Here is a 22,060-nt window from a genome sequence, read left to right as displayed (position 1 = left end):
TACCAGTGGCCTGGCAAAGCCAGGGCCAGCTATCCACGAATAAGTCCACCGCTTTCATTAGTCACATCCCTAGGAGAAAACCATGGTCAGTGCCGTATTCCATTCCCCCCGAGAGGCATCGTTCGATGCCGCAGACAGCCCATCTACTCCCAAAATGCTAGCTGCTACCGCAATGGATACGAGCGCTAGCCCCCTGAAAGACGTAAAAATGGCGACACCCAAAATGCCGTTCGACTGGCGCGGCTTCTGGCGCCAGGTGGTGCCGCCCATCCTGGGCTTGGGCATGCTGATCGGCATCTGGGCGATTGTGTCCATCACCACCGCCAGCAACATCCCATCGCCTTTTGAAACCTTCAAGCAGGCCGTGGTCTTGTTCAGCGACCCGTTCTACCGCAAGGGCCCAAACGACCAGGGCGTGGGCTGGAACGTGCTGGCCTCGCTGGAGCGGGTGGCGCTGGGCTTTGGGTTGGCGGCGCTGGTGGGCATTCCGGCGGGCTTTGCGATTGGCCGCTTTGAGTTCATGGGCCGCATGTTCAACCCGCTGATCAGCCTGCTGCGCCCGGTGTCGCCGCTGGCCTGGCTGCCGATCGGCCTGATGGTGTTCAAGGGTGCGAACCCGGCCGCCATCTGGACCATCTTCATCTGCTCGATCTGGCCGATGGTCATCAACACCGCGGTGGGCGTGCAACGCGTGCCGCAGGACTACATGAACGTGGCCCGGGTGCTGAATTTGAGCGAATGGAAGATCGTCACCAAGATCCTGTTCCCAGCCGTGCTGCCCTACATGCTGACCGGCGTGCGCCTGGCCGTAGGCACCGCCTGGCTGGTGATCGTGGCGGCCGAGATGCTGACCGGCGGCGTGGGCATTGGCTTCTGGGTCTGGGACGAGTGGAACAACCTGAACGTCAAGAACATCATCATCGCCATCTTCGTCATCGGCATCGTCGGCCTGCTGCTGGAACACGCGCTGATCAAATTGGCCACCGCATTTACGTTTGAGGAAGTCAAATCATGAGCTCCACCCCCACCAGTTTCAGCAGCAAGTACATCGAAATCCAAGGTGTCGAGCAAACCTTTAAAACTGCCAAGGGCATCTTCCCGGCCCTGCGCGACGTGAATCTGAACATTGCCAAGGGCGAGTTTGTGGCGCTGATCGGCCATTCGGGCTGCGGCAAGTCCACCTTGCTGAACCTGATCGCCGGCCTGACCGAACCCACCAGCGGCACACTGCTGTGCGCCAACCGCGAGATCAAGGGCCCCGGCCCCGAGCGCGCAGTGGTGTTCCAGAACCATTCGCTGTTGCCCTGGTTGACCTGCTTTGAAAACGTGTATCTGGCGGTAGAGCGCGTCTTCGGCGCAGCCAACAAATCCACTGGCGCGCCGTCGGAAAACAAGGCCCAGCTCAAAGCCCGCACCGACGCGGTGCTGGCCCTGGTGGGCCTGACCGCCGCCGCCCAGAAGCGCCCCGGCGAAATCTCGGGTGGCATGAAGCAGCGCGTGGGCATTGCCCGCGCCCTGAGCATGGAGCCCAAGGTGTTGCTGATGGACGAGCCCTTCGGCGCGCTAGACGCACTGACCCGCGCCAAGCTGCAGGACGAGCTACTGGCCATCGTGCAAAAAACCCAGAGCACCGTGGTGATGGTGACCCACGACGTGGACGAAGCCGTACTGCTGTCCGACAAGATCGTCATGCTGACCAACGGCCCCGCCGCCACCATCGGCGAAGTGCTCAGCGTGGACCTGCCACGCCCGCGCAACCGCGTGGAACTGGCCGACAACGCCGACTACCAGGGCTACCGCAAGGCGGTGATCGACTTCCTGTACACCCGGCAAGCCCACGTGGAAAAGATCACAGCCTGAGCATGTTTTAGCCCTCTAGCGCAGGCATAACCTGCACTGGTAGCTATCATAAAAATAGCATGGCTGCCTCAGGGTTGGGATGGGGCACTCTGCTCGGCCTGCGCCCAGATGCGCTTGGGGATATGGCCTTTCAGCCGCTCAACCAGCAGCTCCACCACCTCCTCGTTCACGGCATGCCCCAGGAAGGGGATCACATCGGCCGTGATGTCGCCACCCAGGCGGACCAGCCGCTCGGCTGCGGCCACGGTATGGCCGTAGGGCACGACCTCGTCGTTCTTGCCATGGATGAAGTGCAGCGTGGTGGTCGCCGGTGCCTGCTCGGGCAGCTGGGCAAACCGCCCTGACAGCGCTACCACCCGGCCCGCCAGCGACTCCCCCAGCTGCGTGGCCTCCAGCGCCATGATGGCACCTTGCGAAAAACCGACCAGCGCCGTCTCGGCATCCGTCAAACCGGTGCGCTGCTGCCAGCCGCGTACGGTCGCCACGAAGCGCGGCATGGTCTCGGCAATGCGCTGCGCGCGGTTGTCCTCGCTGATGCCCTGTACCGAGAACCATTGGAATCCAGCGCCCAGGTCTGACGCATCCGGCCCAGCCACACAGACCACCGCCGCCTGCGCAAACTCCAGCGCCAACCGCTGGCCCAGCGGAACCAGGTTGTGCGGCGTGCCGCCCACGCCATGGAACAGCAAAAACAACTGGCGCGGCGCATTGGCAGGCATTTGAACGGTGAGGGATTCGGGCATGGCGGGTTTTTAGAAAAATGGGCAGCTGGCAATGTTAAACCCGCCCATGGTGCGCGCGGGCCTACCCTTTCTGGTGCAGCCGGGGGTCCACGGGCTGGCCCTGTTTTTGCCTGCGCTGTGCATGCCCCGCCCTCCATTGAAGTGAAACCAGCCCGTGTCCCGCACTCCCATCCATTCCGTCACTACCAAAAAAGTAGCTACGCCTGCAGACGCAGCAAGCGCTAGCAGCCTTTTGTTTTCAGAAAAATACCGGGGAATCGTGCTGGCGGTAGCGTTGTTTTTGCTGTTTGACCTGGGCGTGCTGGTGCTGAACTTTGCCATCTCGTACCAGATCAGCGAGGACGCGCACAGCATCAACCTGGCCGGACGCCAGCGCATGCTGTCGCAACGCACGACCAAAGCCTTGCTGGCGGTGGAAGCGGCGCGTACCAAAGGCTTGCCTGCCAGCCAGGACCTGGCCGAGCTGCGCGATGCCGTCAGCCTGTTCGATGCAACGCTGCAAGGCTTCCAGCGCGGTGCCGTCTTGCCCAGCGGCAGCGGCCAGCCGGTGTTTTTAAAAGCTGCCGAGGGCCCGGTAGCGCTCCAGGCGCTGCAACAGGCCCAGGCCCTGTGGACACCATTCCAGAAGGCCTTGTCGCCGGTATTGAACGGCCAGGCCAGTCCAGCGACCTTACAGGCCGCCAGCGCCTACGCCCAAGCCCACAACCTGGAGCTGCTGGACCTGATGAACCGCCTGACCAGCGCACTGGAAACCACCGCATCCCAGCGCGCCACCACCCTGCGCCAGGTGCAGACGGCGGGCATCGTGCTGGCGCTGCTGAACTTTGCCTTCATCCTGTTCAAGTTTCTACGCCGCCTGCGCCGCCTGGATGCGGGCATGGAGGCAGTCACCCGCGAGAACCGCGAAATCCTGTCCAGCGTGCGCGAAGGCCTGTTTTTGATCACCCCGGATTTCCGGCTCGGCTCGCAGCTATCGCAATCTGCCCACCTGCTGTTTGGCCGCCCACTGCAACCCGGCGACGGCTTTTTCGACCTGCTGGCGGGCATGGTGGACGGCCAGGCCTTGCAAGATGCGCAAGACTACGTGGCCCTGCTGTTTGCCCCGCACGTCAAAGAGGCGCTGGTGCAAGACATCAATCCGCTGCTAGAGGTGCACGCCCTGGTCACCAACCGGCTCGGGCAGGCCGTACCCCGCACCTTGGCCTTTCGCTTCAACCGCGTCTACAAGGGCACGGGCACCGGCGCGGTCATCCACCACGTGCTGGTGACGGTGCAAGACATTTCCGACCGCACCCTGCTGCAAACCCAGTTACAGGCCGAGCGCCTGCGCTCACAAAAAGAGCTGGCTCTGCTGCTGGCCGCCTGCGAGACCGACCCGGCCCTGCTGCGCCAGTTTGTGGCCCGCTCCGAGGCCAGCCTGCTGGAGATCAACGACTTGCTGCGCGGCAGTGCCCAGGGCCGACCCGCCCTGCGCCACGCGCTGGACCAGGCCGCCCGCCGCATCCACGCCTTGAAGGGCGACGCGGGCGCGCTGGGGCTGGATTCACTGGTGCACCAGGCGCATGCCTTCGAGTCCGCCCTGCTGCAAGCCCGCAGCCAAAACCTCGACGACATAAGCGGCGATCCACTGCTGGCCCTGCCGCTGCCACTAGAGGCACTGCTGACCCGGATGGCGGCGCTGAAAAGTCTGGCGAGCATCCAGCGCAATAGCCGTCTGTCGGGCACCGGTCTGAACGCGGCACTGACCCGGCTGGCCCTGGACACCGCCAACGCCCTCGGCAAACGCGTAGCCCCCTTGGTGCAGATGGACCACCACGGTGAGCTGGGTGCCGATGCGGCCGATCTGGTGCGCGAAATCAGCACCCAGTTGGCCCGCAACGCCGTGGTGCACGGAATCGAGGTACCCGCCATCCGCCAAGCCTGCGGCAAGGCCGCAGCCGGTCGGCTGGAAGTGCAATTGGGCAAAAACGGTACGGAATGGATCTTGCGTGTGCGAGACGATGGCCAAGGCCTGAACGCCAACAGCCTGCGGCAAAAGCTGCTCGACCTGGGCTGGTACACCGCCTTGCAACTGGAGAGCTTCGATGACCGCCAGATCGTCGGCCACATCTTCAAGCCTGGCTTCTCCACCGCCGATGCGGCCGATGTGCATGCTGGGCGCGGTGTTGGATTAGACGTAGTACAGGCCAACGTGCAGCGCCTGGGCGGACGCTTGACGCTGGCCTCCACGCCCGGAGAATTTACGGAAATAACCATTCGATTTGAAGTTTGAAATGACACCCACCACGCAACAGACAGGACGCACACCTTCCAGGAATACCGTGGAACCGGCTTTGCCGGGCCACTGGTATTGCTCCCTGGAAGGGGGTTGGCGACAGATGCGCAGCACTGCAGCCTGGGGGTGAGCCCAATATGCGCCTTTTGGTTGTAGACGACTCCAACATGATCCGCACGCGCATCAGCAAAATCGTGCAAGACGGTGGCCTGGGCAAGATCGCGCTCGTCGGCCTGGCCCGCAACGGCGTGGAGGCCCTGCGCATCGCCAAAGCCACCCAGCCCGACGTGGTCACCATGGACTTGACCATGCCTGAGATGGACGGCGTGGAATGCATCCGGGAAATGCTGCGCCTGCTGCCACACACCCGCATTCTGGTGGTCAGCGCGCTAAACGACAAAGGCACCGCCATCGCTGCCCTGAAACTCGGCGCGCGCGGCTTTGTGGCCAAGCCTTTTACCGACGACGAGCTGCGCCTGGCCCTTCTCGACGTGACCCAGGGGCCATGATGCAAACCCTGACTGAGACCGAACTCCGCCTGTTCGTGGACTCGGTGCGCCGCTACTTCGACACCACCACCGCCCAGACACCGCAGATCACCTCAGCCTTCTTGGGCACCGCCCCCGTGCCTGGCCACCAATTTACGGGCACCGTACAGTTTTCGGGCAGCTACCACGGCCAGGTACTGGTTTCCATGCCCGGCCCCTTGCTGCGCGAGCTGCTGGCGCTACAGCACGCCACTGACTTCAGCGATGCCAACCTGCTCGATGCCGTCGGCGAGATCGCCAACACCCTGGCGGGTAACGCCCGCAAAGAGCTCGGCGAGGACCTGAAAATTTCCGTCCCCACCACGCGCCAAGGCAGCGCCGCCCTGCAGCCCACGGTGCGCCTCCACCCCTACGCCATCACCCTGCGCTGGAACCACCAACCCGCGCTGGTGCTGGTGGACGTGGAACGGCAGTGGTAGCCCCGTTCTTGTCGTCAACTGGACAGATAATGCCGTGATGCCAATCCCATCCACCGAACTCTCAGTTCTAAGCGACGTGTTACAGACCCAAAGCGGCTTGCGGTTGGTGATGGTATTTGGCTCGGTCGCCAACCAGACCGCCAGGGCAGACAGTGACATCGATGTCGCCGTTCTGGCTGATGCGCCGCTGGATACCGAGAGAAAAATGCGCTTAGTGGAAACTATCGCGCGCACCACTGGCCGAGCCGTGGACCTGGTTGATCTGGCCACGGTCGGCCAGCCGCTGGCAGGCCAAATCCTGCAACACGGGCACCGACTGCTGGGCACCGCGGCGGCACAGGCCACCTGGGCTACCCGCACGCTGCTGGATACCAACGATTTTTTACCCTATGTGCAACGCACCATGGCAGAGCGGAGGCTGGCATGGATAGACTAGTACTGGAGAGCAAACTTGAATCTTTGCGCCGTTGCATTGCCCGTGTGCAGAGCAAATGCCCAAGCACGCTGCAAGCTTTGGTGGATGATTTGGATATGCAAGATGTCATCGTGCTCAATCTCAGCCGGGCCGTACAACTCTGCGTAGATATCGCCATGCACCACCTCAGCGACTCGGGTGCAGCCATACCGCACACCATGGGGGACGCGTTTTTAGCACTACAACAGCTAGGCTTGATAGATGCCGCGCTCTGCACGCGCATGCGCGGCGCAGTCGGTTTTCGCAACCTGGCCGTGCACAATTACGATGCCATCAACTGGGCTATCGTCTTCTCCATCGCCCACACCCATCTGGATGACTTCCGCGCCTTTGCCAAGGCAATGCTTTAAGAAAGCACGCCCTGTGAAGCTGCTGGGCCTGGCGTGCAGATGGGGCTTGCTGGCCTGTTACGTGATGCCAGGCAAGGGGCTTGCATCCATGGTGCTACGGTTTGCGCACCGCATTCAATCGCGGTGGCTAAAACTCACCCGCGCATCCGCGCCATCGTCCCTACGAACGCTTCAAACTCCGCAATCGGCAGCGGTTGGCTGAACAGATAGCCTTGGTAGGCGTAGCAGCCCTGGTGGGCCAAAAACAGGCGCTGGGCTTCGGTTTCTACGCCTTCGGCCATCACCGCCAGGCCCAGGCTGTCGCCCAGGGCGATGACCATTTTGGCGATGGCGGCATCGTTAGGGTCGGTCAGGATGTCGCGCACAAAGCCCTGGTCGATTTTGAGTTGGTCCAGCGGCAGCAGTTTGAGGTACGACAGCGATGAATAGCCGGTGCCAAAGTCGTCCAGCGAAAAACCCACGCCCACGGCCTTGAGCGCGTCCATCTTGGTGATCACGTTGTCGATGTTGTCTACCAGCATGCTCTCGGTCAGCTCCAGCTTCAGGCGCTCCGGGCGTGCACCGGTGCGGGCTAGCACGGCCAGCACCAGGTCGACAAAGTCGCCTTGCTGGAACTGCCGCGGGCTGACGTTGACGGCCACCGTCAGGTGCGCCAGCGCGCGCTGGGTCGCCCACAGCGCCAGCTGCTTGCAGGCGGTCTCCAGTACCCACAGGCCCAGCGGCAGGATCAAACCGGTGTCTTCGGCCAGCGGAATGAATTCGGCTGGCGGCACCATGCCGCGCTGGGGGTGCAGCCAGCGCACCAGGGCTTCCACGCCGGTCAACTGGCATTCGCCCACCACTTGCGGCTGGTAATACAGCTGCAACTGGTCGTCCACCAGGGCCTCGCGCAGCCCCATTTCCAGGGCGGCGCGGGCGGTCACCACGGCCTGCATATGGGGGTCAAAAAACCGCAGCGTGTTGCGGCCTGCGCTCTTGGCCTGGTACATCGCCATGTCGGCGCGCTTCAGGGGTTCTTCGATGCTCTCTTCGATCTCGCCAAACAGGGTGATGCCGATACTGGGCGTGCTGTGGTGCACGGCGGCGCCGAGCAGGAAGTTCTGGTTCAGCACTGCCAGAATCTTGTCGCCCACGGCCTCGGCATGGGTAATGGCCTCCATGGGCTGCTGGCCCAGGTCTTCGAGCATCACCACGAACTCGTCGCCGCCCAGACGGGCCACGGTGTCGCCCTTGCGGATGCAGGTGGACAGGCGCCGGGCCACCTCTTGCAGCAGCAGGTCGCCCATGTGGTGGCCGTAGCTGTCGTTCAGGGTTTTGAAATTGTCCAGGTCGACAAACAGCAGCGCACCAAAGCGTTTGTCGCGGGCGTGGTTGGCCATGGTCAAGGCCAGGCGGTCCATCAGCAGGCGGCGGTTCGGAAGGCCGGTCAGTGGGTCGAAAAAAGCCAGATTCTGGATCTGGTCCTCGGCGGCTTTGCGTTCGGTGATGTCGTTGAAGGTGTCCACGTAATGGGTCACCTGGCCGTGCTCATCCTTGATGGCGGTAATGGCAAACCAACCCGGAAACAGCTCGCCGTTTTTGCGCCGGTCCCAGATTTCACCCTGCCAGGTGCCGATACGCACCAGGCTAGAGACCATCATGTCGAAAAACACCGCGTCGTGCAGCCCTGAGCGCAGCAAATCCGAAGGGGTGCGTCCCACTGCCTCGTGCGCCGAATAGCCGGTAATGTCGGTAAATGCCTGGTTGACACGCAAAATCACCCAGTTGCCATCGGTGACCAGCATGCCCTGCTGCGACTCGAAAGCCGTGGCGGCAATGCGCAGCTCGATCTCGGCCAGCTTGCGCCCGGTGATATCGCTCAGCACCGTGTGCACCGCCTTGGCACCGTCGAACTGGATCGGTGTGCCCTGCGCCTCCACGTCGATCAACGTACCGTCCAGCTTGTAGAAGCGCAATGCCGCCACGCCCACCCGCTGGCCGCTGGTGGCCACATACCGTGCTCGCTGTTGCGCCAGCCCCAGCGACTCGGGGTGCAACAGCTGCGCCATCAGCCGCCCCACCAGATCCTGCGACGAAGCGGCACCAAACAGCAGCACCGCCGCCGGGTTGGCGTAGACGATGCGGTCTTCGACGTGGACCACCACCGCCTCGGGCGACCACTCCACCAAAGTGCGAAAGCGCTCTTCGCTGTCGCGCAGGGCCTGTTCACGCTGGCCCAGTGTGGCCAGCAAATGGTTGAGTCCGCCGATCAGTTCACCGACTTCGTCCCGCTGCTGGATCGTCAACGGTTGCAGGGGAAGCGCACGCTGGGCAGGGTCGGACAGGCGGGCCAGGGTGTGCACGGCCTCCAGCATCGGGGCCAGTTGGCGGCGCAGCATCCACCAGGTCAGCACACCGGCCAGCAAGGTCAGCCCCAGCGTGGCCAGCAGCATGCGCTGCTGCATGGTACGGATCGGCGCAAAGGCCACGTCGGTGGGCAGCACAGCCGCCACCGTCCAGCCCGATTCGGTGATCAACTTGCTAGACACCAGCACCTGCACGCCCGCAGAGTCCCGCATCAGGCTAAAACCCTCGTGGCCCTGCAGGATGTAGTCGGTGACCGGGTCGGCACCCGAGATGGGCAGCGTCTCCAGAATCCGGGTTTTGTCGCTGGCCGTAATCACCTGCCGCGACGCGGGTGCGGTGAACAGGTAGGCACCGGTCTTGGCGTAGCGGTTGTCGGTGATGCGGTCCAGAAAGTTACGCCGGTGCAGATTGGTCAGGCCCACCAGCACACCCACCACCGCGCCCTCGGCATTGCATATGGGTACGGCCACCGGGAACACCGGGGCCTGCAAGGGAGGGTAGAAACTGGGCTGGCCGACGTTGGATTCGCCCCGCTTGAACGCCGCCTGGATGCCATCGGCAGCCACCGGCGGGCCCGGTACGGTGCCCACGGCCAACCCGTCGGCGTGCTTTGGCAGGCCATCCAGCCCGTAGACGATAAAGCCGCCATTGAACAGGCTGGCCAGCTCCGGACTAGTATCCAAATAGCTTTGCAGCACCCCCCATTGCGCGGGCGCAACGTGGGTAAGCATGGCGGCCAAAGCCCCCAATGGGCGCAGAAGCTCCTCCAGTTCACTGTCTACCGCGGTGGCGGCAGAACTGACGGCCGCCACCTGCTGCTCGCCCAGCATGGCCGTCATGTCGTCGCGCAGCACATCGCTGGCATAGAAAGACAGCGACCAGATGCCCGCCAGAAAGATCGCCAGGGTGCTCAGCGTGATCCGGGTTTTCAGCGAGCGCCACAGAAAAACCCGTGGCTCTGCAAAATGTCTACTCAACATTCCAATCCATGCGAAACCTCTCCGGTGGGTGTGGGCCGCGCCAGGCCCGGCCCGGGATTGCAAGGGCATGGGCTGTATACGCAGAAACCTGAGACGTTACTATATGTATCAACGAACCTGAACTGTAACCGCAAGCTGTAACGGGCCTAAACACCGGATCCCACCAGCGCATCCTACTCCCGTGATATTTATAAGCTTTAAGGCCCGCGGCGCATATTCTGCCTACACTTTCAGCTCTTAAAAAAATAGCAAATCTACAGACTCACTGCCCACTACCCTAACACGCTACCGTGCGCAAAAAATCGGCCAGGGTGCGGCCTGCCTCGGGGCGGAACGGCGTGTCCAGCACCGCCACGCTGTGCATGCGGTCCACCCGGAAGCTGCGAAAGTCTTGCCGCGCCTCGCACCAGGCCACCAACGTCCAGGTGCGGCCCCAGTAAAAGCAGCCCAACGGCTGCACCGTGCGCTGGCTGGTGGCCTCTTTCACATCGCTGTAGTCCATGAGTATCTTGCGGCGCAGGCCAATCGCCTCGCGCAGGGTCTGCAAATGGGCGCGCACCGGAGCCGTCAGACCGTTGTAGCTGGTGGGCGGCGCGTATAGCGCCAGGCTCTCGGCGGCTACGCGGGCGGCGGACGGCAGGATAGACAGCATCTTGCCCAGCGCATCCTCCGCGGCCAGGGCCAGCGGCGCATCCAGCCAGGGCTGCGACAACCGCACCGCCGCCACCAGGGCCTTGGCTTCGTCCTGGCTGAACATCAGCGGCGGCAGCTCGAAACCCGCGCCAAAGCGGTAGCCCACGCCCGGCTCGCCTTCGATGGGCACGCCCTGGCGCTGCAGATCAGCCACATCGCGGTAGACCGTGCGCTCCGAGATCTCCAGCCGCTCGGCCAGAAAGCTGGCGGTGGACAAACGCCGCCCGCGCACCAGCTGCACCAGATGGAAAAGGCGGTCGGCACGGCGCATGGTTTTTATAGGCTTTTTAGGCGGCTAGAGCAGACATTAGCATCACTATCCACTATTTAAAATATAGCAAACCCAGATCGGCCTGCATCGCATGGGCAACCAGCCGCATGTCATGGTCGCTGATAGCAAACAAACCAAAGCGGAATTTATAGCCCCAGCGCTGCGGCGACTCGACAAACTCGAACTGCGGCACCAAAGGCAGGATGGAGGCCTCACGTGCTGCCACGTACTGCACGTCCCTGCGAAACGGCACAAAGCCGCCGCCCATGTCGAAACTATAGGGCTCGCCCTGCAGCACCAGGCCGATCGACACAAAGCACTGCAACCGGTCCTTGCCGCCCAGGGTCAGCGTGGGCGCGTAATAGGCCACCCGGTCTCCCGCCCGCACCCGCTTTAGCGGCGCGGCCTTGCCGTGGCAGACCTGCATGTAGCCCGGCCCATCGCTGGGCGCGCAACCGCGCCGGGCGTGCTGGGCACTGGCCACGGCGATCCAGTTTTGGCGGGGTGCGGGCATGGTGGCTTTGGGCGAATCAGGCAGTGTTCCAGGGATTCAACACAGCCACCCCCGTGCCTGCAAAGTCGCGCACATTGCGGGTGGCCACGGCAAAACCGTGGGCCGAGGCAATGGCGGCTATAGCAGTGTCGGCAAAGGTCAAAGTGTGGCCAGCAGCCTGGGCGCTGGCGTGGATGCGGGCGAAGGCTTCGGCGGCGGGACAGTCAAAGGGCAGCACCCGGCCTTCAAACAGCGGCAGGATTTGCGCGTCCACGGCCTGCTGCAAGGCGGTGCGTCGCCGCCCGGCGGGCAGCAACGCCACACCGGCCAGCAGCTCGGCCAGGTTAACGGTGGTGAGGTACAGGGTGTCGGAGGCCTGGTCGTTGAGCCAATCCAGTACCTGGGGGTCGGGCACCGGCTTCAGGGGCTCCGACACCACGTTGGTGTCGAGGATGATCATTCGAACTCCGCCGGTGCCACGGGGGTGGTGTCGCGCCGAATCTCCAGCTCCACGCCGCCCAGGCTGCGCCCGATGGCCGACAACGCCGTACCCATGCCCAGCCGGGGCCGCACCGCCGCTTCCAGAATGGCGCGTATCTCCGCCTCGGTGCTGCGTCCGTGCTGCAGGGCGCGCACCTTGAGGGCGCGGTGGGTAGCTTCGGGGAGGTTTCGGACGGTGACGGCGGACATGCGGCGCTCCTGTTCAATCGGGATAAATGATATCAAATATACTGAATGATATCATTTTGACCCGCGTTACGCCATTGCGTGCAGGCCCACGCGGTTGCCGTCTGGGTCCTGTATGTGGGCAATGAAACCCATGCCCGGCGGCAGCGCAGTTTTGGGTTTGAGGAGCTTGGCATCCAGGGTCTGGGCGCGGGCCAGCGCGGCGTCGATGCTGGGCGAGCAGTCCAGATAGACCAGGGTGCCCTCGGTGCTGGGTTGGGACGTGTCGGCCCCGCTTTGCAGGCAGCCTTTCACGCCCTCTTCGGGTGCAGTGAAGATGGCCAGGGTATAGCTTTGTCCATCCATGGGGAAGACTTCGCGGTGCAGGGTTTTGGCCAGAACGGTCTCGTAAAAAACCTGGGCGCGATCAATGTCGGTGGCGGGGATTTCGAACCAGCTGATAGCGCTGAGAAGGGCGTTGGGATTGGACATGGGGTAGGCCTTTCGTTTCAGTTGAAGAAGGCCTTTATGGTGCCCACCTGCTGCTGACAACGGTATGTCAGTAGGTATCCAAAGCACACCAGAATGCTCCTATTACCATAGCTACATACGCAGGTATATCCTGCGCAAATGCCCGAAAAGTCTTAAACCCTTACTTCGGCAAAAACAGCAGCCAGAACACCAGCAAAAAATTCAATAGCAGCGACACCACCAGCCCCAGCTTCCACACCGAGGTCGGGTCGCGGTTCAGCAGGGGTGACGGGGCGGGGGCGGTCAGGGGGCGGGATGCGCCGCGTTCCAGGGCCAGCAGGAATTCTTCGCCGGTCTCGAAGCGCTGGCGTTGGTCGCGGGCCACGGCTTTTTGCACTACGTGGTCCAGCCAGATGGGGATTTCGGGGTTGTGGCGGCTGGGCGCGATGGGGTCGCGGTAGTAGCGGCCCACTTGGTAAGGCAGCACTTCGCCGTAAGGCAGCTTGTGGGTCAACAACTGGTACAGCGTCACGCCCAGGGCGAACAGGTCGCTTTGGGTGGTGGGCAGTTCCTCTACCGCATCGCCACCGAAGGCATTGAAACCCCATTGCTCGGGATTCACGTAACTCGGCGTGCCCGCGTGCAGTTTGCGCATGGCCTCGGGCTCGCGGCCACTGAGGGCTACGCCCAGGTCGAGCAGTCGCAGCACGCCGTCTTCGCCCTGGTGCAGGTTGGCGGGTTTGATGTCGCGGTGGATGACGTTTTGCTGGTGCAGACGCCCCAGAGCCTGGGCCACCTGGCGGGCCGCACTGACGGCTTGGTGCACGGTGAATTTTGCCTGCCGGTCCAGCATCTGCTGCAGGGTTTCGCCGCCGTGCCAGTCGTACAGCAGGTAGAAGGCGCTGGCGGCCTGGCCGGTGGTGCTGTTGACGGGGTGGGTGTCGTGCAAGGCCACCAGGTATTCGGCGGCGCGGCTGGAGCCCATGCGCTTGGCCAGCCAAGCCTCGTGGGCCAGCATGGCGCGCTCTTGCGGGTCGTGGGCGCGGCTGGGGTGCAAGGTTTTGAGGGCGTACAGGGCCTGGGTACCGGGGTGGCGTACCTGGACGACGACGTTGATGCCGTTGTCGGCCACGGGGGCGGTAACGGTCAGGCCGTCCAACTGGTCGCCCACCCGGAACGGGCCGAGGATGGGCAGCGCACGGGCGGCGCGGTTTTCGTCTTCCAGTGTGGCATCCAGCAGGCCCAGCACACGCACCACGATGGCAGTGACGTTGTCGCGGCTGGCCGCTTTCAAGGCCTCCTGCACCAGGGCTTTGGCAGCCGTTTTGGCATCATCCCCGAGGGCCAGCAGCGCCATCTGCGCGTCATCGAGCACGCCGTGCACGCCGTCGGTGACCAGCATAAACACATCGTCCACCTGCAGGTCGCCCTGGAAATAGTCCACCACCAGCCGGTCGTCCACGCCCACTGAACGCAGAAGCTGGTGGCGCAGGTCGGGGTGGTCAGGCACGTGGTCGTGGCTGAGTTGGGTGCACAGGCCGCCTCGCAGCAGGTAGGCGCGCGAGTCGCCCACGTGGGCCACCGTGTACGACTGGCCGCGCAGCACCACGGCGGTCAGCGTCGTCAGACCCATGGCCGGTTTGCGGCGGCGGTTAATGCCCGCCAGCCAAGCGTTTTGCGCGCCGATGATGCGGTCCAAGGCGACCGTGGTGTCCCAGGTTTCGGGCGTGCAGTAGTAGTCGCGCACCAGGCTGGTCACCGTGGTTTGCGCCGCCTCTTTGCCCATGCCACCGGTACTGACCCCATCGGCCAGGGCCACGATGCAGCCCATGTCCACCTGGCCCGCCTCGGGCAGCATGGCAGCGCAGAAGTCTTCGTTGATGGGCTTGGTACCTGCGAGGGACGTGAAACCGATATCGAGTTGAAAAGCCATAAGGACTGGATGTTATCCACCCGAGGCTGTGGGTGACCGCACGCCCGACTTCAGGCAGAACGCACGGTCGCGTGAGATGCCGTGGAGCCGGCTTTGCCGGGCCACTGGCATCGCCCCCTGCAAGGGGGTTGGCGAAAGAAGCGCAGCTCTGTAGCCTGGGGGTGTTCTAATTTCAGCCCATGAGCATTTGCATGCTCGTTTCATACGCGTTGGACAACTGCTCGTAGATGTCCAGCAGGTCTTCGCTGGCCTGCGCCAAGCCCGCCGGGCGCTGCAGTTCGGTGCTGCCTACCTGCAACTGCTGCCAGCCCAACGCGGCGGCTTCTAGCAGGCGGCGGATGTCGGGCGTGCCCAGAGGAACTTGCTGCAGGTAGTTTTGCGCCTGGTCAAAGGCAGTCTGCGCCTCGGCCATTGCGGCGGCACCCGAGGGACCCAGCAGCGCGTACTTGGCAAAGCGCTGGCACAGCATGCGCTGGCGGCCTGCGGTGTTGAGGATGTGCAGCGGCGGCACGCCACCCGAGCTTTCCAGCGCGGCGGTCAAGCGCTCGGCTTCTTGCAAAAGCTGCTCGGCCAGCGCGTCGATAGCTTGGGTGCTGGCCACCAGAGCCGGGGCTTGCAGAGCTTGCTTCAAGCGCGCCCAGGTCTGCCCTGCCCGCTCCACCAGGTCGCCAAAGGTGGCTTGCGACAGGCTTTTACCCAGCAGCGCCAGATTTGCATCGACGCGCTGGATGGACTCTTGCAGGAGTAGGCGTTGCGCGTTTCCGGCCAGTTGCAACAGATACAGCTTGACCAGGCGCTGCGACAGCATGCGCAACTGCCCGGCGCGGTTCACGCCATCGGCGTACAGGGCCGAATGGACGATGCTTTGCGACACCTGGCCCAGGCGCTGGTTGGTGTGCATAGAGGCCGTGCGCAGGATGCGAAAGGCGTCGTCGTCGGACAAATGCCGGGCGCGCATCAGGATGCCTTTGGCACGGTCCACCACCTTGCGCTCTTCAAAACGGGTGGTGGCATCTTGCAGCGCCTGGCGCAGGCCGTGCTCGTGCTGGAAACGGGCCTGGGCCAGCTGGACCAGCGCGCGCAGGCGCTGCGGGGCGTAGCCATCGACGATGTAGGCATGCACACCGCTGGCCACGCCGCTCTGGATGTGCTCGGCATCGGCATCCATGGTGAACAGCAGCACGGCGCACGGGGCGGTGTCAGCCAGGGTCTGAAGCAGCTTGAAGAACGCCGCATCCGGGCGGGCCAGCTCGCAGACCAGCACATCTGGTGCATGCCGAACCACACTGTGCACCAACTTATTGCGCTCTGCGACCTCGCCCAGCAGGTCCAGGCTGGCGGCTTGCAGGTGGGCGGCTTGCACCGCCCCAGTCCCCAGCCTTGCCCCGTAAAACAACACAGATGTCATGCAAATCAACCACTTAGAGAGAAATAAGGAGGCCGTAGCGCCGCCCGGTAGACCCACTGGGGGCCATCCCAAAAGGCGGCCCATCATATGGCACAAGTTTTGCGTATTTCACGGCGGGCGTAACGAAGCGTCCACCCGCAGCCAAAGCGCCGCGGAGCCCGCACACAACGCCGTGTGCACGCATGTATTTTTCTCGGATGTGCTTTTCAGCATGTCCGGTCTGATGCCGACTTTCCCGTTGGGCTTCGGCTAATTCGTATTCTTCACTCTTAAATTTTTATGCCGCTGCAGCGTGGCCGGTCTGGCGTTTTTTCAGGTCTGGCATACAGCTTGCGCTGAGGCCCGTCGTTTAGCACTGCAACGTCAAAGCATTTCTGGAGTACCTTCGATGAAAAAATCCAAATTGGTGATGGTCGGTAACGGCATGGCCGGTGTGCGTACCATTGAAGAGCTGCTCAAGGTGGCACCGGACCTGTACGACATCACGGTCTTCGGTGCCGAGCCGCACCCCAACTACAACCGCATTTTGCTGTCGCCGGTGCTGGCCGGTGAGCAGACGCTGGACGAGATCGTGCTGAACTCCTGGGAGTGGTACAGCGACAACCACATCACCCTGCACGCTGGCAAAAAAGTCACCGAGGTAGACCGCGTGAACCGCATCGTGCGGGCCGTGGCCCCCGACGGCAGCGTGGTCGAGGCCGAATACGACCGCCTGCTGATGTGCACCGGCTCGAATCCCTTCATCCTCCCCATCCCCGGCAAGGACCTGAAGGGCGTGATCGCCTACCGCGACATTGCCGACACCAACGAAATGATCGCCACCGCCACCCAGTTTAAAAACGCGGTGGTGATCGGCGGCGGCCTGCTGGGCCTGGAGGCGGCCAACGGCCTGATGCTGCGCGGCATGACCGTCACCGTGGTGCACACCAACCCCTGGCTGATGGACCGCCAGCTGGACGCGGTGGCGGGCAAGCTGCTGCAGAAGTCGCTGGAAGAGCGCGGCCTCAAATTTCTGCTCGGCGCGCACACGCAAGAGCTATTGGGTGGACCGGGTGTCAACGGCGAGCCAGGCCGGGTCACCGCCGTCAAGTTCAAGGACGGCACCCAGGTGGCCACCGACCTGGTGGTGATGGCCGTGGGCATCCGCCCCAACACTGCCCTGGCCGCCAGCATGCGCCTGCACATCGACCGCGGCATCGTGGTCAACGACACCATGCAAACCGTCACCGATGGCCGCATCTACTCGGTGGGCGAATGCGCGGCACACCGCGGCATTGCCTACGGTCTGGTGGCTCCGCTGTTCGAGCAGGCCAAGGTGGCGGCCAACCACTTGGCCGAGTTCGGCATTGGCCGCTACATGGGCTCGCTGACCTCCACCAAGCTGAAGGTCACCGGCATTGATTTGTTCAGCGCTGGCAACTTCACCGGCGGCGAGGGCACGGAAGAAATCGTCATGAGCGACCCGTTTGGTGGAGTCTACAAAAAGCTGGTGCTGAAAGACGACAAACTCATCGGTGCCTGTCTGTACGGCGACACGGTGGACGGCAGCTACTACTTCAAGCTGCTGCGCGATGGCCGCAGCATCGGCGAGGTGCGCGACAAGCTGATGTTTGGCGAATCCAACATCGGCGACACCGGCCACGAAGGCCACAACAAAGCCGCCACCATGCCCGACAGCGCCGAAGTCTGCGGCTGCAACGGCGTGAACAAGGGCACCATCTGCAAGGCGATCAAGGAAAAAGGCCTGTTCACCCTGGAAGAGGTGAAAAAGCACACCAAGGCCAGCGCCTCCTGCGGCTCCTGCACCGGCCTGGTCGAGCAGATTTTGATGTTCACCGCAGGCGGCGACTACTCGGCCACGCCCAAGACCAAAGCGATCTGCGCCTGTACCGAGCAAGGCCACCAAGCGGTGCGCGATGCGATCGTGAAAGAGAAGTTTTTGACCATTGACATGGTATTCAAAAGGATGGGCTGGAAGACCCCCAACGGCTGCTCCACCTGCCGCCCGGCAGTCAACTACTACCTGATTTCCAGCTGGCCCAAGGAAGCCAAGGACGACCCGCAAAGCCGCTTCATCAACGAACGCAGCCACGCCAACATCCAGAAGGACGGCACCTACTCGGTGGTGCCGCGCATGTGGGGCGGTGAAACATCTGCCAGCGAACTGCGCCGCATTGCCGACGTGGTGGACAAGTACAAGATCCCCACCGTCAAGGTCACCGGTGGCCAGCGCATCGACCTGCTGGGCGTCAAGAAGGAAGACCTGGTCAACGTCTGGAAGGACATCGGCATGCCCAGCGGCCACGCCTACGCCAAGGCGCTGCGCACGGTCAAAACCTGCGTGGGCTCCGAGTGGTGCCGCATGGGCACGCAAGACAGCACGCAAATGGGCAAGGACATGGAGCGCGCCATGTGGCGCATGTACGCCCCGCACAAGGTGAAATTCGCCGTCTCGGGCTGCCCGCGCAACTGCGCCGAATCGGGTATCAAGGACGTGGGCGTGATCGGCGTGGACAGCGGCTGGGAGATGTACATCGCCGGTAACGGCGGCATCAAGACCGAGGTGGCGCACTTTTTGGTGAAGGTAAAAACTTCGGCCGAAGTGCTGGAGTACACCGGCGCGTTCTGCGAGCTGTACCGCCAGGAAGGCTGGTACCTGGAACGCACCGTGCATTACGTGGCACGGGTCGGCATGGAGCACATCCGGCAGCGCATTCTGGAAGACCACGCCGGCCGCAAAGCCCTGTGGGAACGCCTGCAGTTTGCGCTGGACGGCGAGCCCGATCCCTGGTTTGACTTTAAAGACGCGCAAGTCGATACCCGCCAGTTCACGGCGCTACAAGCCTAAATTTATAAAAATAATGCCTCTAGCGCAGGTAGCGCCTACGCTAGAAGCTACGAAAGGAATAGCAAAATGAGCGACTGGAAAATTATCTGCCGCGTCGATGACATCCCCGTACTCGGTGCCCGCCGCGTCAGCCGCGCCCTGGGCATGGACGTGGCGGTGTTCCGCAACGACCAGGACGAAATCTTTGCTGTGCTCGACCGCTGCCCCCACAGAGGCGGCCCGCTGAGCCAGGGCATCGTCTTTGGCACCAGCGTGGCCTGCCCGCTGCACAACTGGAATATCAACCTCCAAGACGGCTGCGTACGCGAGCCCGACGTGGGCTGCACCCCCAAGTTCAGCGTCAAGGTGGACAACGGCAACGTGCACCTACTGCCCGAAGAGCTGGCCACGCTGGCGCTGGAATTTATGCCTGCGACCGCCGGACCGGCACGGACAACACAGGAATCTGCGTGACCACAGAAACAAAGTCCACCTGCCCGTACTGCGGTGTCGGTTGCGGCGTGATCATCGAATCCACCGGCGCGCAGATCACCGGCGTGCGCGGCGACCCCGACCACCCGGCCAACTTTGGCCGCCTGTGCACCAAGGGCTCCACCCTGCACCACACCGCCACGGCGGCGGTGACGATGCAGACCCGCCTGCTGCACCCCATGCAGCGCCTGCAGCGCGGCCAGGCACCCCAGCGTGTGTCCTGGGACCACGCCCTGGGCATGGCCACCCGCAAATTCGCCCAAGTGATCAAAGACCATGGGCCGGACGCAGTGGGTTTCTACATCTCCGGCCAGTTGCTCACCGAGGACTACTACGTCTTCAACAAGCTGGCCAAGGGGCTGATCGGCACCAACAACGTCGACACCAATTCCCGCCTGTGCATGAGCAGCGCGGTGGCAGGCTACAAAACCACGCTGGGCGCGGATTCGCCCCCGGCCTGCTACGACGATGTGAACCACACGCAGTGCATCTTCATCGTCGGCAGCAACACCGCCTGGGCGCACCCCATCCTGTTCCGCCGCATCGAAGACGCTAAACGTGCCAACCCGGCGATGAAAATCATCCTGGCCGACCCGCGCCGTACCGATACCGCCGAGATCGCCGACCTGCACCTGCCCATCCAACCCGGCACCGACGTGATGCTGTTCAACGGCATGCTGCACACCATGCTGTGGGAGGGCTGGACGAATGCCGCCTACATTGCCGAGCACACCAACGACTTCGATGCCCTGAAAGCCACGGTGCGCGACTGCACGCCCGAGCTGGTGGCCGAAATCTGCGGCATCACCAAAGAGGCGCTGCACCAGGCCGCAAAGTGGTTTGCCAACAGCCCTGCCACGCTCAGCCTGTACTGCATGGGCATGAACCAGTCCAGCAGCGGCACGGCCAAGAACGCGGCGCTGATCAACCTGCACCTGGCCACCGCGCAGATCGGCAAGCCCGGCGCGGGCCCGTTCTCGCTCACCGGCCAGCCCAACGCCATGGGCGGGCGCGAAGTGGGTGGCATGGCTAATCTGCTCAGCGGCCACCGCGACCTGGCCAACCCCTCGCACCGGGCCGAAGTGGCTGCGCTGTGGGGCCTTGACCTTTTGGGACGCGATGTGCCATCGAAGCCCGGCAAAACCGCCATCGAGATGTTCCAGGCCGCCGCCGACGGTGAAATCAAAGCCCTGTGGATCGCCTGCACCAACCCCGCCCAGAGCATGCCCGACCAGGCCACCGTGCGCCGCGCCCTAGAGCGCGCCGAGCTGGTCATCGTGCAAGAGGCCTTCAGCACCACCACCACCTGCGAATACGCCGACCTGCTGCTGCCCGCCACCACCTGGGGCGAAAAGGTCGGCACCGTGACCAATTCCGAGCGCCGCATCAGCCGCGTGCGCCCCGCCGTAGCCGCGCCCGGCGAGACCCGGCACGACTGGTCGATTGCGGTGGAATTTGCCCAGTTGTTGGAGGCTGAACTGGCCCAACCGCCCAAGCTGTTCAACTACCCTACCCCCGAATCTATCTGGAACGAGCACCGCGAATCCACCCGAGGCCGCGACCTGGACATCACCGGCATGAGCTACGCGATGCTGGACGCAGGTGCCCAGCAATGGCCGCTGCGCACGGGTGAAACCATCGGCCAGGCGCGGCTGTACGAAAACGGTATCTTCCCCACCGCCGACGGCAAGGCCAAATTTGCCAATACCCTCTACAAACCGGTGGCCGAGCCGCGTGAAGCCCGCTACCCGTTCTCGCTCACCACCGGCCGCCTGCGCGACCAGTGGCACGGCATGAGCCGCACTGGCACGCTGGGCCGCCTGTTCGGCCACGTGGCCGAGCCCAGTATCCAGATGCACCCGCAGGATATGGCGCGCCGCCAGCTCACCGACGGCGACCTGGTCCACGTGACCAGCAAGCGCGGCTCCATCCTGGTGCCGCTGCAGGCCAGCACCGAAATCGCCATGGGCCAGACCTTTATCGCCATGCACTGGGGCGAAGAGTTTTTAAGCGGCGTGAGCGCTACCGGCGAACGCCTAATGGGCGTGAACGCACTGACCAACTCGGCGTTTTGCCCCACCTCCAAGCAGCCCGAACTCAAGCACACCGCTATCAAAATTCTGAAGGCCGAAATGCCCTGGTCGCTGCTGGGCGTGGCCTGGCTGCCCGAGGCAGACGCACTGGCCGCCCGCGAAAAGCTCAAGGGCCTGATGTTGCAATTCCCGTTTGCCAGCGTGGTGCCGTTTGGCCGGGAGCGCACTGGCCTGCTATTCCGCGCCGCCAGCCATGGGGCGGTGCCCGACGAGGTCATCGCCCAGATCGAAACCCTGCTGGGCCTTGGCGGCCTGGATGTGCTGCGCTACGCCGACAAAAAGCGGGGCCAGCGCCGCGCCGTCCGGTTGGAGCGCACGGCAGACAACGCAGAGCTCACCGGCTTTGTGCTGGCGGGCGACACCAGCGCCGAGGTCTGGATCAAAACCCTGCTGCAAAACCAGTTGCCCGCCCTCGCCTACGGGCGCCTGCTACTGGTGCCCGGCAGCAAAGCCCCGGTGGCGGTGAAGACGCGCGGCAAGCAAATCTGCACCTGCTTCAACGTGACCGACGATGCCATCCGCGCCACACTGGTGGAATGCCGTGGCTTTGAAGACGAGCGCCTGGGCCAGTTGCAAACGGCATTGAAGTGCGGCACCAACTGCGGCTCCTGCCTGCCCGAAGTGCGCAAAATGGTGCGCGCCAGCATGCCCACGGCGCAGGCCGCGTGATGCCGCACCCGAGTTCATTGCGTAAATAACTTATTGTTATCAGCCATC

At 63.5% G+C, this 22,060-nt stretch carries 19 protein-coding genes; 10 read left to right on the top strand and 9 right to left on the bottom strand.

Annotation, left to right across the window (positions count from 1 at the left end):
* Nucleotides 1-208 precede the first annotated feature (208 nt).
* Together ntrB and AC097L_RS19175 are read left to right on the top strand one after the other, a co-directional pair.
* On the top strand, nt 209-1,015 hold the full coding sequence (gene ntrB, locus AC097L_RS19180; RefSeq protein ID WP_479588318.1) for a nitrate ABC transporter permease: 807 nt from the start codon (nt 209-211) through the stop codon (nt 1,013-1,015).
* Nucleotides 1,012-1,860, top strand: a complete 849-nt coding sequence (locus tag AC097L_RS19175) for an ABC transporter ATP-binding protein (RefSeq protein WP_479588317.1) — start codon at nt 1,012-1,014, stop codon at nt 1,858-1,860. The genes ntrB and AC097L_RS19175 overlap by 4 nt, the downstream gene beginning before the upstream one ends.
* Nucleotides 1,861-1,928: 68 nt before the next feature.
* Here AC097L_RS19175 and ypfH read toward each other — a convergent pair whose 3' ends face one another.
* A complete protein-coding gene (ypfH, locus tag AC097L_RS19170) occupies nt 1,929-2,603 on the bottom strand; it encodes an esterase (protein ID WP_479588316.1) in 675 nt (224 codons plus the stop codon).
* A 154-nt stretch (nt 2,604-2,757) separates the two neighbouring features.
* Here ypfH and AC097L_RS19165 point away from each other — a divergent pair, with 154 nt between their 5' ends.
* The 5 genes from AC097L_RS19165 to hepT all read left to right on the top strand — a co-directional run bounded on the left by AC097L_RS19165 (nt 2,758) and on the right by hepT (nt 6,670).
* Nucleotides 2,758-4,875: a type IV pili methyl-accepting chemotaxis transducer N-terminal domain-containing protein gene (locus AC097L_RS19165; RefSeq protein ID WP_479588315.1), complete on the top strand. Its 2,118-nt coding sequence runs from the start codon at nt 2,758-2,760 to the stop codon at nt 4,873-4,875.
* 140 nt (nt 4,876-5,015) lie between these two features.
* Complete coding sequence (locus AC097L_RS19160) at nt 5,016-5,387, top strand: response regulator (RefSeq protein WP_479588314.1); 372 nt, start codon at nt 5,016-5,018, stop codon at nt 5,385-5,387.
* Nucleotides 5,387-5,845, top strand: a complete 459-nt coding sequence (locus tag AC097L_RS19155) for a chemotaxis protein CheX (RefSeq protein WP_479588313.1) — start codon at nt 5,387-5,389, stop codon at nt 5,843-5,845. Before AC097L_RS19160 ends, AC097L_RS19155 begins: the two co-directional genes overlap by 1 nt.
* A 37-nt stretch (nt 5,846-5,882) precedes the next feature.
* Nucleotides 5,883-6,281, top strand: coding sequence for a type VII toxin-antitoxin system MntA family adenylyltransferase antitoxin (gene mntA, locus AC097L_RS19150; protein WP_479588312.1), 399 nt, complete (start codon nt 5,883-5,885; stop codon nt 6,279-6,281).
* Complete coding sequence (hepT, locus tag AC097L_RS19145) at nt 6,269-6,670, top strand: type VII toxin-antitoxin system HepT family RNase toxin (RefSeq protein WP_479588311.1); 402 nt, start codon at nt 6,269-6,271, stop codon at nt 6,668-6,670. Before mntA ends, hepT begins: the two co-directional genes overlap by 13 nt.
* A 134-nt stretch (nt 6,671-6,804) precedes the next feature.
* On the opposite strand, the gene AC097L_RS19140 is transcribed toward hepT, so the two are convergent.
* From AC097L_RS19140 to AC097L_RS19105, 8 genes are all read right to left on the bottom strand, one after another.
* Nucleotides 6,805-9,993, bottom strand: coding sequence for a bifunctional diguanylate cyclase/phosphodiesterase (locus AC097L_RS19140; RefSeq protein ID WP_479588310.1), 3,189 nt, complete (start codon nt 9,991-9,993; stop codon nt 6,805-6,807).
* 280 nt (nt 9,994-10,273) lie between these two features.
* On the bottom strand, nt 10,274-10,960 hold the full coding sequence (locus AC097L_RS19135) for a helix-turn-helix transcriptional regulator (protein ID WP_479588309.1): 687 nt from the start codon (nt 10,958-10,960) through the stop codon (nt 10,274-10,276).
* Between the two features lie 52 nt (nt 10,961-11,012).
* On the bottom strand, nt 11,013-11,474 hold the full coding sequence (locus AC097L_RS19130) for an EVE domain-containing protein (RefSeq protein ID WP_479588308.1): 462 nt from the start codon (nt 11,472-11,474) through the stop codon (nt 11,013-11,015).
* A 16-nt stretch (nt 11,475-11,490) separates the two neighbouring features.
* Nucleotides 11,491-11,913: a PIN domain-containing protein gene (locus tag AC097L_RS19125; protein WP_479588307.1), complete on the bottom strand. Its 423-nt coding sequence runs from the start codon at nt 11,911-11,913 to the stop codon at nt 11,491-11,493.
* Nucleotides 11,910-12,143 carry a FitA-like ribbon-helix-helix domain-containing protein gene (locus AC097L_RS19120; RefSeq protein ID WP_479588306.1) on the bottom strand — a complete coding sequence of 78 codons (234 nt, stop codon included), beginning with the start codon at nt 12,141-12,143 and terminating at the stop codon, nt 11,910-11,912. The genes AC097L_RS19125 and AC097L_RS19120 overlap by 4 nt, the downstream gene beginning before the upstream one ends.
* A gap of 66 nt (nt 12,144-12,209) precedes the next feature.
* Nucleotides 12,210-12,611, bottom strand: coding sequence for a VOC family protein (locus tag AC097L_RS19115; RefSeq protein ID WP_479588305.1), 402 nt, complete (start codon nt 12,609-12,611; stop codon nt 12,210-12,212).
* 160 nt (nt 12,612-12,771) lie between these two features.
* On the bottom strand, nt 12,772-14,523 hold the full coding sequence (locus AC097L_RS19110) for a bifunctional protein-serine/threonine kinase/phosphatase (protein WP_479588304.1): 1,752 nt from the start codon (nt 14,521-14,523) through the stop codon (nt 12,772-12,774).
* A 172-nt stretch (nt 14,524-14,695) separates the two neighbouring features.
* A complete protein-coding gene (locus tag AC097L_RS19105; protein ID WP_479588303.1) occupies nt 14,696-15,931 on the bottom strand; it encodes an ANTAR domain-containing protein in 1,236 nt (411 codons plus the stop codon).
* A 388-nt stretch (nt 15,932-16,319) separates the two neighbouring features.
* Between AC097L_RS19105 and nirB the strand changes: the two genes are divergently transcribed.
* The 3 genes from nirB to AC097L_RS19090 all read left to right on the top strand — a co-directional run bounded on the left by nirB (nt 16,320) and on the right by AC097L_RS19090 (nt 22,012).
* The gene (gene nirB / locus AC097L_RS19100) at nt 16,320-18,779 is read left to right on the top strand and encodes a nitrite reductase large subunit NirB (protein ID WP_479588302.1); all 2,460 of its coding nucleotides are present in this window, start codon (nt 16,320-16,322) and stop codon (nt 18,777-18,779) included.
* 66 nt (nt 18,780-18,845) lie between these two features.
* Nucleotides 18,846-19,232, top strand: coding sequence for a nitrite reductase small subunit NirD (nirD, locus tag AC097L_RS19095; RefSeq protein ID WP_479588301.1), 387 nt, complete (start codon nt 18,846-18,848; stop codon nt 19,230-19,232).
* Nucleotides 19,229-22,012, top strand: a complete 2,784-nt coding sequence (locus AC097L_RS19090; RefSeq protein WP_479588300.1) for a nitrate reductase — start codon at nt 19,229-19,231, stop codon at nt 22,010-22,012. Before nirD ends, AC097L_RS19090 begins: the two co-directional genes overlap by 4 nt.
* Nucleotides 22,013-22,060: the final 48 nt, after the last annotated feature.

Source organism: Rhodoferax sp. RT5P35 (assembly GCF_056521385.1).
Note: the sequence above shows the minus strand (reverse complement) of the source record. Positions and strands in the feature narration are given on the sequence as shown.